This is a genomic window from Sphingomonas aestuarii (assembly GCF_054457155.1).
Genome location: NZ_JBTKVV010000009.1, coordinates 1 through 13,085, shown reverse-complemented (window position 1 = coordinate 13,085; position 13,085 = coordinate 1). Strand labels below are relative to the sequence as shown.

The following is a 13,085-nucleotide window of genomic DNA, read 5'->3' as shown; positions in this document are numbered from 1 at the left end:
TTCTGGTCGAGCTCGAGCTTCAGAGGAGGTCTCCGGCGTCTTTGTCGCCAAGATCCGGATCAGGCGGCCTCATCGCCGCATCAATGGCCAACAGCACGGTCTTGATGGTCTTGGGCAGCTCGTCCGCGGTCTGACACTGCCGAATGAACAATGCGGTGTAGCCATAAGCGTCGCCCTTGCGGGCTTTGAGCACCGCGGTCGCAAGCTTGGTCGCGGCCGCGTCGTCGAGCGCCGGGTCATATGGGCCGCAATGCCCGGGATAGTCATCGCGCGCCATCGCGGCATCGAGGAAACGACGGTGCACGGCGGGCACAGTCTCCGACACGAGCAGGGTCTCGATCCCCTTTGTCGGCGATTGCCAGAGTGCGACATAGTCCGCCAGCTTAGCCTCCGCTGCCGCGTCAGGCACCTTGTTGGGTGTGTCGACGAACGCGAAAGCAGGCTTGTTCAGCGCTTTGAACACCGGGCCATATTTAGGGACCGAAGTCTCGCTATCGGCATTGAATAAGCTGATGCCGGCGAAGTCGAGATGCATGTAAGCGTCGGCGCCCAGAGACTTTTCAAGCACGCCCGACGCCTCGGGAAACAATGCCGCCTCAGATGCGCCCTCGACGACGAGAACCCCGCGACCGAGGATTGCCTCGGCGAACTGGCGGCGTTCCGTCTTAAAGCTTTTGGTCTTGAAGTCGCCGAGATCGATCGGAGCCCCTTCGAGATTGCCTCCGGCGCCTCGGGACAGAATGACGATGTCCTGCGGCTCGAACTGCTCGATGATGTAGGGCGAATGCGATGTCACGATCGCTTGGCCCATTTCAGAGAGGACGAATTTCCCAACCCTCCGCTGGGTATGCGGCGGCAACGCGATCTCCGGCTCCTCCATCGCGAAGATGACCGATTGCTTCTCTTTCAGCTCGGCGATGACCGTAAGAAGCGCGAAGACGAGCAGATTGATCGAGCCTGTGCCGAGCCGCGGAAACGGCACGCCATGCCCGATCGGCTCGGCGGCGATGAACAGCCGAACCACCTCTCGTAGATTCTCCCGCGTGAGATCGGAGGCGAAGAACGCGGTCGCGTCGTCTCCCGCGGCTAAGGTGACGAATCGCGCCATTCGGTCCCGAATATCGGCGCGAATCTTCTTGAGCTGCGGCACCTCGCCGATTGGCGGCGTCAACCCGTGCAGCCGATCAAGCGTATCCTGCCACATATCGGCAAGGCCGGTTCCGCCGAGGCGGAGGACCGTGTCGAGCAGCGATCCGCGTTGAAGACTGAGCGCGCGCGATCCGGTGCGAAGCGTGCGGAGGAAAACAAAGCCGCAGAGCCTCTTATGATCGCGGCCGAACAATCGCCGCCCGGCGCCCAGCGCCAGTTCCGCCGCCTCGTCGTCCTCGAGCGGCTCGACGGGATGGTCGAAGAACGTGTTGCCGATGAAATCGTCCTCGGCCTTGTCGTAGCGGCCGATGAAGACGACCGGCAGCGCCCAGCCCTTTTGCGAGCCGTCCCCATCCTGCGGGCCCGTTTCGCCCTGATCGGCAAAATCGCCTGTAATGGTGTCCCAACGGCGCAAATGCCGATGGAACTTCAGCTCGGCCTCAGGCGCCAAGTCGGTGAGGACTGCCTCGATGCGAATCTCGATCGGGTTCTTCTCCGCATCGAGATACTGGCCACAATGGAAGTCGTGCTCGTCGACGACAGGTCGCCGGTATAGCCGCTCGGGCCCGAGCACGAGATCTAAGGCTTCGCATACTGTCGATTTGCCGATGTTGTTGCCACCGACAAGAAGCGTGTGCCCCGTAAGATGGATCGTGCCGTGGGCGACTCCTCGAAAGTTCGAGATCGTCAGTCGCCTAACTTTCATTTCCGCCATTCCCTGTTCGTTGCCGCATGGTGATTTAGCAGAACTCGACGTCTCCCGAGCAAGAAAAAGAACGGCATTGACCAGGCCCGATCGTCTAAACTGTTAGCCTAAGAAGGCACGACCAATTTGCGTCAGGGCGCTCTCCCTGCTTCGAGACCTGGGCGTGCGGCAGATTTTAAAGAGCCGATTTGGACCTTCGAAGGTCAGCTATGTTAGCGGCAGCCGTTGACGGGTTAAACTGGTTGGAACGGCTGGTCTTATCCTAATCTGACGCAGCAGGTCGTGCGTCGGAACGTCGTAAGCTGGGTCGACATCCGTCGATGGATTTGCGCTCGAATGACCGCTTCCAGTTATCGCAATTCGTGAGCTGCCGGCCCAGACCGAGCGCGCGAGAGCGGTCGCTTCGGTCCCCTCGAAATATCAACCGTCCAACATACGCTTTTCATAGACGGTGCTGACGGTGCTGCCGTCCCAGACATAGGTGAGATGGCGTTCCTGACGGCAATTGGACAGAAGCCGGGGGCGAAATACGGCTGCGCATTCGCCGCCTGCATCACGGACACTTTCATAGACGATACCGTTTGCGCCTTCGTCCCGAAGGCGGCGTGCGGTCTCCTGAGACACAGCATAACTATCGGGATGGTAGAGTGCGGGCAGGGCCTCACGGGCGCCGCGAATATCATGCAATGGCGCATCAAGGTCGACGGCATAGACGCGCATGTCGAGTTCCTGCGCGGGTTCATCTGTCGCTGCGAGGAATTTGGCCCTGTGATGCCGCGTTTCCGCAATCGCGGTGGCAAGTGTGAGCCCGGCATAGAACACGCCGTAGGTCCCGTCGGTGAACCTGTCGCCTTCAAGGTTCAGATGGGTAAAGGCCGCCATGATCGGCGACGTGCCCGGCCCGGATATGCGGTCTTCAGGCGGCACCAGTGCGAGGTCGCCGGCTTCCTCGCGAAGCCGGTCGTTGGTCATCGCTTCGATCTGGAAAACAGCCTCCAGATCGGCCGGATCGGCCACCGCTTCAAACAGCGCGATCGGGGGAAAACGGCTCGGGATGATCCGGTAGCACGGCTGCCACCGCACCTGAGTTACAGGAATGTCCACGGATCAGCCGCGCTGTCCATCGACATACTGCCGTACGACATAGAGGTCTGCGACATTGCCCGACATCATGCGATCAAGCGCCGAAGCGCCGCCAAAGACCCGCGCCTTGTTGGGCTTGCGGACCCATTCGTCGGCCGTTTTGGGCAAAAGGATGTGAAGCCCTTTGTAGATCCCCATGACATAGGAAATCCGCTCGAGCGCATCCTTCGGGAGAGCGGCAATCGCGCCCCGCTTCCAGGATTGATAGGTCGAACGACTGTCCAGCCCGAGCAGACGCATCTGTTCCTGCTCCTTGAGGCCCCAGGCTTCAGCAATGCGGAAAAAGGTCCTGAGTGCCGGACCGGTCAGATCCTTGCGGTCGGTCGCCTTGGCTTCGCTGACGTTCATGGCTCGTCCTTTCACAGGGATAATATGATTATAAATCTCCCGAAAGTCAATGAAGCGTCAGAATTTGAACATGGTGTCGCTCTTGGAAGGTTTCGTCTGGCGTGCATCTCGGTCGATCCGATGGCTGACCGCGATGAGCAGGCTCGCGCCTTGGAGTGAAGGGAATGAGTTTGGTCCATGGGGCCACTGAAGCGCGTGCCGAAGTCGCTGGCCTCCGCTGGGAGCTTGGTGCCGACTCTGCTCCTGATCGTGCGTGAACCACCCCCTTCCTTGTCGCCTGTCTGCGGGTCTCGTCAGCCTCATGCCGTCAACCCCGTGCGGGGTTCGCCCTCGCGCGCTGCGCTCGGTGACGCCAGCAGCCGGACCCTCTGGTGGGCGCCATCGGGGATGGTCCCCGACAATCAAAGGAGAATTTTCATGGCTACCATCGCTAACCTGACCGTGAAGGCCGACGACAGCTTCGAGGGCACGCTGGCGACGCTGACGGTCTCCGCGCCGATCGCGATCATTCCCAACAACCGCAAGGTGAAGGAATCCGAGCCCGATTATCGCATCGTCAGCCGCAAGAACGGCTTCGAGCTGGGCGCAGGCTGGAAGCGCTTTTCGCAGAACACCGGCGCCGAATATGTTTCGGTTTCGCTCTCCGCACCCGAGTTCGGCACGATTTACGGCAATATCGCCAACGCGCCGGGCGATGATCCCTCCAAGAAGGTCATCATCTGGAATCCGCCAGCTTGAACCACCGCACCGGCCCCGCCCTCGGGCGGGGCCGGTGTTCTCCATCCCGTGACGGGCGCGCATGTCCTGGCGCGCCCGTCACTCTCATAAATCGGTCGGTCCCTATGACGGCCGACCTGGTGGGCTTCCTGCGGGTTCGCCGCCATTCCCACCTCCATGCTCGATCCGCCCCTCAGTGCGGCGTCTCCCATGGTCCCCGCGCTTATCGGGTCCGGGTCCCCATCACATTACTCAGCGCTGGGCGCAGGTATGCCGCCGAGACTGTCGATTTCCGCAATGCGCTGGAACTCGGTCAGATATTCTGGACGGTGCAGCGAGAGCCAACGCACTATACGCGCATTGGCAAGGAGTTTGCCGAGATAGCCTCGCGCAAAGGTCAGGTGGAGGTTGTCGATCCCATAGCTTTCCTCGACCGATTTGACCTGCGTCTGCAAAGCGGCAAGTTCTCGCTCCATGCGAGTGATCTGCTGGCTGGTTGGTCCCGCAGCGTCGGCCTTGCCCGCCTTCTTGCTGACGGGAACAAGCTGCTCATCCGGGGTCGCCGCTAGTAGTGCACGAGCAAACATCACGGAGAAGTTGTTCTGACCGATCATCAGATCAGCGGCCTCAATCTGGCGGAACGCGGTCATGCGCCGCAGGAGATCGAATACCTTCATTGAGCAATTGGTGTCCTTCAGCGCATCAGCGGCCTCAGCGCAGATGCTGTCGAGGAGACGGAAGCGTGCGCGTATCGACTGCACTTCGAGACCGAGCGCATCAGCGATGACCACTTCGGTGACACCGCGTTCAATCGCGCGCACGATCATCCGGTGCTCCTGCACGGGTGGCAGGCGATTGACGCGTTTGTTGTAGGTGTAGGTTTCATCGTCATTTGCGACGAGGCACTCGACTGTCGGAATCGCGAGCTGGCGCAGAGCTTCAATCCGCAGATGGCCATCAAGCAGGAAAAACTTCCCCGGATGCTTGGGGTCGGGCGCGACAGCAGGCGCCTCGACGATCCCGATCGCCTTGATCGAACTGACGATCTGGGCGAACTTCTTGCTCTCCCGCACGCCTTGCTGGAGTATTTTCAGAGGGACGAGCTGATCGAGTGCGACGGTGACGGTTTCGCGTTCAAAGCCAAGCCGGACGCGGTGCTCCGAGCCTGGTTCCAGACCTGATGTCTCTGTTTCGGTCCAATCAGTCATCGGTTTCGCCCGCAATTCTCATGGCCAGGGCGCGCGGCATCGTCTCCAGCCCCTCCGCACGAAGCAAGGTCAGAAACCCTTCGTCGCCGAGCAGATCCTTGATGGCCTCGACGATGAACAGCAGCCGGGTTTGCGTGAAATCGGACTTCTTAACGAGCAGACGCTGCTTCTCGGCCTCCCGCTGATAAACCTGCATGAGGTCGCTCGCGGTTAACTTCCGATTGGCGGATCGTCTGCCCAGCTTGCCTGACGGCATCGACTTGTTCTGCCCGCGCATTCGCAGCTCGAGCAGCCTTCTTACAGACGCCAGCTTTTTTCCGCGCAGCTTGCCCGTCTCATAGGCGTCAAGCAGCAGGTTCTGCGCTTCCTCGGACTCTGCCCGCGAGATTTCCATCGCCAGGCTGATCGGGATGAGGCCAGTTTCCACTGCGGCAACGAGCCGCTCCTCGCCGCGCTCCAGTAGTGAGACGATCATGCTGACCCAGGAACTGCTGACCCCGATTTTCTGGCCGATTTCCGTCTCATTGTAGCCGCGCTCGCGCAGCGCACCGATCTCGCGCATCACATCTATCGGGCGCGGGGTGCGGCGAGCGATATTCTCGACCAGACTCATCACCAGGCAATCGCTCTCGCTCGCCTCGATGACGACCGCGGGGATTTCGGTCTGCCCTAGCATCAGGAATGCTTCGAGCCGGCCTTCCCCGCAGACGAGATCATAGCGAGGGCCACCGGGACCATGATGTCGACTCACCGTGATCGGTCGCTTCAATCCGATCGACTCAATGTTGTTCACGATCTCGCGGTGCTGACGCTTGTTTCGCGAGCGCGGGTTGAGAACCGTGATCTTGGCAACCGGAATCATCTCGATTTGCTGTGGGCGTACGACAGGCATTACGCAGCCTCCGGAATGGCGACGGGCGCCGAAATGTCGTAAAAGAAATCGAGCGTATCGAAGCGATAGGCATCGAGGTGCAGGTCGTTGTCCTCGGAGAGACGCAGCCGTTCGCTAGTGACGTCGATCCTCGGAAACAGGTAGTAATCGAATGGCGCGCGGTTGTGCATGTCCATGCGCACGACCACGGTGATGTCGGCAAGTTGGCTGGTGTCGAAACGTATCTTCCAGCGCAGCAAGCCGGTCGGCGTTGGTGTGCAGCGCACCAGAACGATCGCCAGGCTGAACTCGCCGTTCACCCGGATGCTGTCACTGGCAAGATCCTGAAACGCTTCGCTCCCCTGCGCGTGGAGGCCAGCCAAGATTTCGCGAACGATATCCGGATGGAGGCGGCGCAGGACCTTGTTGATTGCGATATAGCGATAGTCCCGCTCAGGCGAGAAGCCGACCAGACTGTATGCGCGCAGCAAGCTGCCGAACCGGGAACTATAGGCGCTGCTTGACGGCAATCCCTCGCATTCGTCGATAATGATGCCCGACAGCAGCCCCTTGCTGGCGTAGAGGCCTCGCAGCGCTTGGAGCATTTCCTCGTCCGTCAGGCGGAACGAGCGTGCCGTGATGATCGAATGAGCTGCCTCGAACAGGTCGCGTTCAACGATCCCCTCGAATGCTCCCTCCGACCGGATCCACATGTCGGGAGCATTGCGGACCCGCTTCTTCTTCAGTTTGAACGACCGCCGATTCCAGACATTGTCGCCGACGTATTTCTCGTTGATCAGCAGCTGATGGACGGTCCCGCGTGTCCAGGGGCGTTCGAGGTCGGATAGAACACCTCGAGCATTAAGGTCCTCGGCGATCTCGCGTTCGGAGCGTCCTTCATGAACGAAGCTCCGATAGACCTCGCGAACCACGTCAATCTCTTCGGGCGGGCCCGGTGTCAGGATGACCCGATCGGTCTGGAGGCTCTTTTGTTCGCCGCGGCAGAGGACCGCTTTGACGTTGCCGTGCTCATCGATCAGTGTCCGACGCAGGCCGAAGCCAGCGGGACCGCCTTGTCGATAACCCTTTTCGATGAGCCGCCCCTGGCCGGCGAAGACCTTTACCGAAAGCTCCCGGCTGTATTCGCCAGCCATGGCGCGCTTGAAGCCCTTGAACATGGTGCTCATGGGCGACCCGTCATTCTCGAACTGCTCGGCACAATAGGCGATCTGAATGCCGGAGCGGCGGCAGATGTACTCGTAATAGGCGCTCTCGTCTGCGTCCTGGAAACGACCCCACCGGCTGACATCATAGACGAGGATCATCTGGAAGTCGGCAACGCCGGATTCGACGTCAGCAATCAGGCGCTGCAGAGAAGCGCGACCGTCGATCGATAGACCGCTTTTGCCGTCGTCAGCATACGTCCTGACAATCTCAATGCCGCGAGACGCGGCGTAGTGTCGGATCGCATCGGCCTGATTTTCGGTCGAGTATTTCTGGTGGTCCGTGGACATCCGAACATATTCCGCAGCGCGCACGGTTGGCCTCTGTTCTGCATCGTCCGGTGCCTCGTCTTTATCCCATCCCGGCAATGCTCGCCCCTTTCGAAACCCGAACTGCAGTGGCCAGGGCGGCCAACCGCTGCAGCGCGAACTACGGACCTCTCCGGCATTCCCGCACTCTCAACAGTATATGTGGGAAAGGACCGGAAGATGTTGCCGAAAAAGGGCAGGAAGTTGCCAGCATGGGAGGGCGCGCTCGCCAGTCGTCAAGCCTTTGCCGAGACCATCGCCAACTTGCTGAGGAAGGAACATGGAGACACGCATCGTGCCGTGAAGCAATTAATGCGGCTGACCCATGCCAGCGAGCGGTCCGCAAAGCATTGGATGGCCGGGCAACACGGCCCAGACACCGTATTCTTCCTGCGCTTGGTTGCGACATCTCCCGTCATTCGGGCGTTTGTCCTGGGCATTATTGAAAGTCAGCAATTCAGACTTGCCGAGGCACCCGAATGGTCGCCCGGGGGATCAACGTGGGTACATGAGCACGGGAGCGAGCGGCTGTTGAGCAGGCATTGGCCGAATTCTGACCCTATAAATGACCTTGGAAGTGACCCTGGAAATGACCCAATAAATCTAAGCCTCAATGAGCGGCAACGCTGGGTGCTCGACCGAGTCGGTGAAGGACATCCGGTGAAAGCTCGCGAGATCGCGGCACACTGGCAGGTGAGCATTAAGTCCGCGCGACGCGATCTTGCGGGTCTGTGCAGCTCCGGTCTTTTGCGCTTTGTCGGAGCCCGAAAGAATGGCCGCTATCATCTCGCTCACCGATGAGCGCGCCATGACGAGGGCTGCTCAGATTCAGCTAGTGCCTGAGCATCGCCGCGAATGTCCCTCATTGATAAACGCGTTCGTATGGGTATATGTGGACGCAATATGACCGGCACCACTGCACAGCGATGTGTACGTGCCGGTTTTCTTTTTTACCGACGGGCTAGGGCCAAAGCGGCCATCCCTCCCAGCCTGTAACTAAGACGGAATCGGCGGCCGTCAAAGCCTTGCTTGCAGGTTCTGGAAACTCCGCCAGCAAAACTCTCAAACCGATTACCCCAACTAGAATTCAGACTGAGTCGCGCCAGCAGAAACCACATGATGCAGAAGTACATGCAAGGGCGCACGTTGGCGTGCGCTTCGAATTGATCGAAGTCGACCTTGCCGCGCGTCAGCACAATCGTTTGTCCACTTTCACGGCGGGAGCCGTGCTGCTGTTCCTTCTGGTTGCTCTCGGTCCCCTGGTGGGGCGCATTAGGCTCACGCGGCCTATGCCGCTCCCGTGCGGAATCCGTGCCTACCGACGCGACTTTTTGAGTATGATGAGAATGTCCCTCAGCGCCGCTGGACTATCGCACTTGTCCTGCCAGGATTTCAGAAACAGGTCTGCCCATTGGCGGTCAGTGGTGGAAGCAAAGACCGCATCCGCCAACTGCTTCCGCAGGTCAGCAAGGGCTTTGGCGCCAGCCAATCGGGCATTGCGAGCATTGATTGCGCTCCGCAGTTCCCATCGGGCAGTAGCGAGGTTTTGATCACTCTCGCTCGCCCAAACCCGAAGACGTGCACCGTCTGTACCGGCAGGTCCGTCGAGCCACGCGTGCGCTTCATCGCCAAGGCCATCGGCGGCCATCTCGCATATGATCTGTTGGCGTTCGGCAGCAGCTTCCGCCAGCTTTCGAGCAATTTCGGCCTCGCGCCCCTGCTTCTCCGCCATGCGTCGGTCATATAGTGGCTGAAGCCGCAGTCCGCAAAAGTCGTCCGTCAGGTAGGATTCGTAACGAGCCTCAGCCATCCTGAGCAGCTTGTCGACGCGCTCTAGCAGGTGGGAATAAGGCTCACCGCCATCAGTCGCCAGCGCCGCTGGCGATCGACCGCCAGCATTAAATTTATGCAGCCACCGCTCGACAACGTCATCCGTGTTTGGCGCACTTGCTGCCTGGAGTATTCGTGTCAGCTTCCGTCGCAGTTCCTGGCGGCGATGGATGCGGCCATGCACGTCCGGTTCGACGCAGAAGGCCTCTTCATCCTTGTCCCAGAACAGCAATCCGGGCTCGCCGCAGAGGTGTATGAGGTAGTAATGGACGGCATGATCCGGATTGCCGAAGGTAACAGCCGTGTATCCTGCGGCTTCCAAGGTTTTCGGGCTATATGGGCTCAGATCAGTCCTGATCATTTCGGTGGGCAGCCGATTTGCCAATGCCCGATAGTCCGGCCAATCGCCCCGAACCTTAAGGCGCGAGCCAGGTGAATACTGCATGGAAGGGGCGATGATATAGGTTTCGAGCACCGCCGCCTGCCAAACCGGAAGTCCGACACCGAACCAATGCGCACAATCGACCGGCACACCAATGAAATCGAGAAAACCCGCCTCTTCCACTGATCGGAGAGCCTCTTTGTGTGCGTCTCGATCGAACGGGAGCCGAACCCTCTTTTCAATATGATACCGCAGGCGTCGCCCGCGCTCCATCTTTTGCGCTTCGACCCGTTCATCTAGCCGCTTCTGCCGCCCTGCCCGCTCAGGGTGATGAACCCATACACGGTGGGCGCCATGGAGGATCGCCTCGTCCAGTTCATCGGCATTGAGCTGCGTCGATCGGATAGAATTCAGGTCCACCTCGATCATCGGCAGAGGCGTTGCGGCCACCTTGGCCTGCTTTTCCTCGTTGACCGCGTGAGAGACCTTGAACTCAATGGCAAAGGCCTGGTCCGCGACGATTACCGTAGCGTCGGGTCGAAAGGCATATTGATCTACTTCGAGTGTAACCGCATCGAGTGCGAACCGGCCACCTGCAAATACGACCTCCTGCAAGCCGGATTGGCTGAGCACGAGCGGCGCGAAGGTGAACTGGCGTGCCTCAGCCAGAAGCGCCTTCGCATAGAGGTGCAGCGCGGTTTCGCCAGTGCATTTGGAATCTGGTCGATGCGCAAAATGGGTGCGCGCCCGGCGCGATTGTCGATAGAGCAGCGCCTCATCGCACTCCAGGCAACGAAAGGGGCCAAATGTGCGATCCGGCACCCGGTCGACGTGGCGGGTGACACCATCACCGCACCGTGCGGCCGGCACCTTCAGCCCGGATCTGTCGCTCCTGGCACGAAAGGTCGACGGACAAGGACGACGAAGCTCAGACGTAAATTATCAGCCTTTGGGACGGTGTGGACATTTCAGATCTATGCCGCCTCGACGGCATGAGCCTCGAACGCCACGCCAAGGCGCTTACGCACCGCGCCGAAGATTGCGGCGAGATTGTCCATGCTCGGATTGCCCTTTTCGGACAGCATCCGGTGTAGGCTCTTGCTCGGGCGATTCGTCTCGCTGGCGAGTTCCTCGAACCCGACCGACGCGTTGACCAGATCGCGCAGGATCAGGCGCGCGACATGCGGCTCGCCGTTGAGGAAAGCGGTGGCGGCCTCATCGAGCATGGCCTTCGCGAAGGCGGGATCGCGCGCAGCACGTTCCTTCACCGTCTCCTTGAAATCGCGTGTCAGTGCCACCTTGCTTAGTTCCTTGTCTTCTTCGCTTTGGCCTTGCGGCCCTTGTACTCGTCGAGCAGTGCGCTCGCCTGCCTGACGTCCGCCTGCTGCCGCTTCTTCGTCCCGCCTACGAAAAGGATGATCAGCTGATCTCCATCCTGCGTCAAATACAGCCGGTATCCTGGCCCCCAATCGATCCGGTATTCGCCAAGCCCGCCACCGAACCATTTGACGTTCGACAGGTTGCCCAGTTCCATGCGGACGATGGCGGTTGCCACCTTGGCTGCGGCCTGGACATCGAGATCATCGAACCAGCCCCGGAACGGGCAGGAACCATCCTCGCGAACATACTCCTCAACAATCACATTGCACCGCCATTGGTAACATATTCGTTACCTTCTGTCGAGGGAGTTGATGCCGGCACTATCACGCGGCTAGGTTGGGGGGGCGCAAGCTCACCGCCCCTTCATTGAGCAGACGAGCAATTTCGTCTGACGTCTTTCGCACCGCCAGCTTTAGCGCCTCGTCGACATGAATGTAGTCTTGGGTGACGTTCTGGGACGCATGGCCCAACATGGCGCGAATGGTCAGCTCGGTGAAACCAAGCTCGGCCGCGATACTGCCGAAGGTGTGACGAAGCGTGTGGAGGGTCGCCCCTTCAATGCCCGCCCACAGGCAGAGCCGCTTAAAGCAGGCCGGGGCTGCCTGATACGGACCCGCTCCAGTGAGTGACGGAAAAACGTAAGGATTGCCGACAATTTCCGGCTGCGAGAGTACAACCTTGAGCGCTTCTGGGCCGATCGAACGCACCTGCGCATCGGTCTTGGTGTCGGGAAAAGATACGAAGCCACCCTCGGCATGAACCCAAGCGCGCTTCATCGACTGCGCTTCCTCCCGGCGGTATCCTGTCAGGGCGAGCGTCCGTACCACGGCAAGCGCGGTCGGGTTTTCGCCGTTGCGCTCGCCATACGCCATGGCCTTCCCAAGTGCGATGATCTCGGCGGTGTTGAGCCGCCGCGTCCTTTTGTTGACCGCCAGCTTTTTGGCTCCGCGAGTGGGGTGCTCTGCCAGAAGGCCTTTGTGCTTGGCGTGACCCAGGATGGCTTGCAGCGTGCCAAGGCATCGTGATGCCACGCCCGGACCGCCAGCGGGCCTGCCGCCGCGACCGGTCCCACGGGCCTTGGCCGTTTTGCCGTCGCGCACGTCTGCCTGCATTTGCTCGACATCTGCGATCGTCAGCCTCTTGGCCATGCGATTGCCAATAAGGGGCTTGATGTGCGTGTTGATCCGGCTTTCATCCATGCTGAGCGAGGAGGCTTTGATGGGCCGGTTTTTCCGGCCAAGAATATTGCCCGCACGCGCCTCGACCAGGTACCAGTCACAGATCTGGGCAACCGTCATGCCGCTGCGCGCTTGGTGAATGGCTTGAGCGGGGTCCTCACCGCCGGCAACCGCGCCCAACCTCATCTTGGCAAGGTCGCGTGCCTGTTCGGTCGTGATCACGCCATAGCGCCCAAGATTGATCCGCCGTTTGATGCCTTCGATATTTCGGTATTGGACGATGAAGGTCTTGAGGCCGGAGGGTAGCACCCGCAATCCGAAGCCCCGAATCTCGCTATCCCACAAGACCGCCTGCTTGTCCTTGGGCACCGGAAATGCGTCCACATTGCGCTTGTTCAGCTTCGCCGTTGGCATGCTTCACCCTCCATTTGGAGACAAAGAATTTTTGGGGGTGCTTTGTCTCCACATTGCCTCCAGAATTCGGCGTTCCGACGGTAAGGTGAGAGGAGGCAGGCGTAAAGAGGTGGTTTCTAAACACTTGATTTATAGTATTTAGTCGCATTCAGGAAAGTTTGGGAAAAGTCACTGTAATATTTTGCCAAGGTTGGGGTCGAGGGTTCGAATCCCTTCGCCCGCTCCAG

The 13,085-nt window shown here is 59.9% G+C and carries 12 protein-coding genes; 2 read left to right on the top strand and 10 right to left on the bottom strand.

The genetic code is table 11. The annotated features are described in order from the left end of the window. Positions 1-19: 19 nt before the first annotated feature. The 3 genes from ACX0GZ_RS13540 to ACX0GZ_RS13530 all read right to left on the bottom strand — a co-directional run bounded on the left by ACX0GZ_RS13540 (position 20) and on the right by ACX0GZ_RS13530 (position 3,346). Positions 20-1,864, bottom strand: a complete 1,845-nt coding sequence (locus tag ACX0GZ_RS13540) for an ATP-dependent nuclease (RefSeq protein ID WP_458817231.1) — start codon at positions 1,862-1,864, stop codon at positions 20-22. Between the two features lie 411 nt (positions 1,865-2,275). Further along, positions 2,276-2,959 (bottom strand): RES family NAD+ phosphorylase, encoded by a 684-nt coding sequence (locus ACX0GZ_RS13535; protein ID WP_458817230.1) that lies wholly within the window; start codon positions 2,957-2,959, stop codon positions 2,276-2,278. Between the two features lie 3 nt (positions 2,960-2,962). Next, positions 2,963-3,346 carry an antitoxin Xre-like helix-turn-helix domain-containing protein gene (locus ACX0GZ_RS13530; protein ID WP_060976983.1) on the bottom strand — a complete coding sequence of 128 codons (384 nt, stop codon included), beginning with the start codon at positions 3,344-3,346 and terminating at the stop codon, positions 2,963-2,965. Between the two features lie 417 nt (positions 3,347-3,763). On the opposite strand from ACX0GZ_RS13530, the gene ACX0GZ_RS13525 reads away from it, so the two are divergent. Further along, positions 3,764-4,084 carry a DUF736 domain-containing protein gene (locus tag ACX0GZ_RS13525; protein ID WP_458817229.1) on the top strand — a complete coding sequence of 107 codons (321 nt, stop codon included), beginning with the start codon at positions 3,764-3,766 and terminating at the stop codon, positions 4,082-4,084. Positions 4,085-4,311: 227 nt separating this feature from the next. Here the strand turns inward: ACX0GZ_RS13525 and ACX0GZ_RS13520 are convergent, their stop codons facing one another. Genes ACX0GZ_RS13520 through ACX0GZ_RS13510 form a run of 3 tightly spaced genes read right to left on the bottom strand, consistent with a single transcriptional unit; the run spans position 4,312 to position 7,656 of the window. Further along, positions 4,312-5,271, bottom strand: coding sequence for a plasmid partitioning protein RepB C-terminal domain-containing protein (locus ACX0GZ_RS13520; RefSeq protein WP_458817228.1), 960 nt, complete (start codon positions 5,269-5,271; stop codon positions 4,312-4,314). Next, on the bottom strand, positions 5,264-6,163 hold the full coding sequence (locus tag ACX0GZ_RS13515) for a plasmid partitioning protein RepB C-terminal domain-containing protein (protein ID WP_017183374.1): 900 nt from the start codon (positions 6,161-6,163) through the stop codon (positions 5,264-5,266). The genes ACX0GZ_RS13520 and ACX0GZ_RS13515 overlap by 8 nt, the downstream gene beginning before the upstream one ends. Next, positions 6,163-7,656: a recombinase family protein gene (locus ACX0GZ_RS13510; RefSeq protein ID WP_458817301.1), complete on the bottom strand. Its 1,494-nt coding sequence runs from the start codon at positions 7,654-7,656 to the stop codon at positions 6,163-6,165. Before ACX0GZ_RS13510 ends, ACX0GZ_RS13515 begins: the two co-directional genes overlap by 1 nt. Positions 7,657-7,854: 198 nt before the next feature. Between ACX0GZ_RS13510 and ACX0GZ_RS13505 the strand changes: the two genes are divergently transcribed. Beyond that, the gene (locus ACX0GZ_RS13505; protein WP_458817227.1) at positions 7,855-8,475 is read left to right on the top strand and encodes a hypothetical protein; all 621 of its coding nucleotides are present in this window, start codon (positions 7,855-7,857) and stop codon (positions 8,473-8,475) included. 514 nt (positions 8,476-8,989) lie between these two features. Here the strand turns inward: ACX0GZ_RS13505 and ACX0GZ_RS13500 are convergent. The 4 genes from ACX0GZ_RS13500 to ACX0GZ_RS13485 form a co-directional block, all read right to left on the bottom strand. After that, on the bottom strand, positions 8,990-10,756 hold the full coding sequence (locus tag ACX0GZ_RS13500; protein ID WP_458817226.1) for a competence protein CoiA family protein: 1,767 nt from the start codon (positions 10,754-10,756) through the stop codon (positions 8,990-8,992). Positions 10,757-10,860: 104 nt separating this feature from the next. Continuing rightward, positions 10,861-11,184, bottom strand: coding sequence for a helix-turn-helix domain-containing transcriptional regulator (locus ACX0GZ_RS13495; protein WP_458817225.1), 324 nt, complete (start codon positions 11,182-11,184; stop codon positions 10,861-10,863). Between the two features lie 5 nt (positions 11,185-11,189). After that, complete coding sequence (locus tag ACX0GZ_RS13490) at positions 11,190-11,528, bottom strand: type II toxin-antitoxin system RelE/ParE family toxin (protein WP_458817224.1); 339 nt, start codon at positions 11,526-11,528, stop codon at positions 11,190-11,192. Positions 11,529-11,589: 61 nt separating this feature from the next. Then, the gene (locus ACX0GZ_RS13485) at positions 11,590-12,858 is read right to left on the bottom strand and encodes a tyrosine-type recombinase/integrase (protein ID WP_458817222.1); all 1,269 of its coding nucleotides are present in this window, start codon (positions 12,856-12,858) and stop codon (positions 11,590-11,592) included. Positions 12,859-13,085 lie beyond the last annotated feature (227 nt).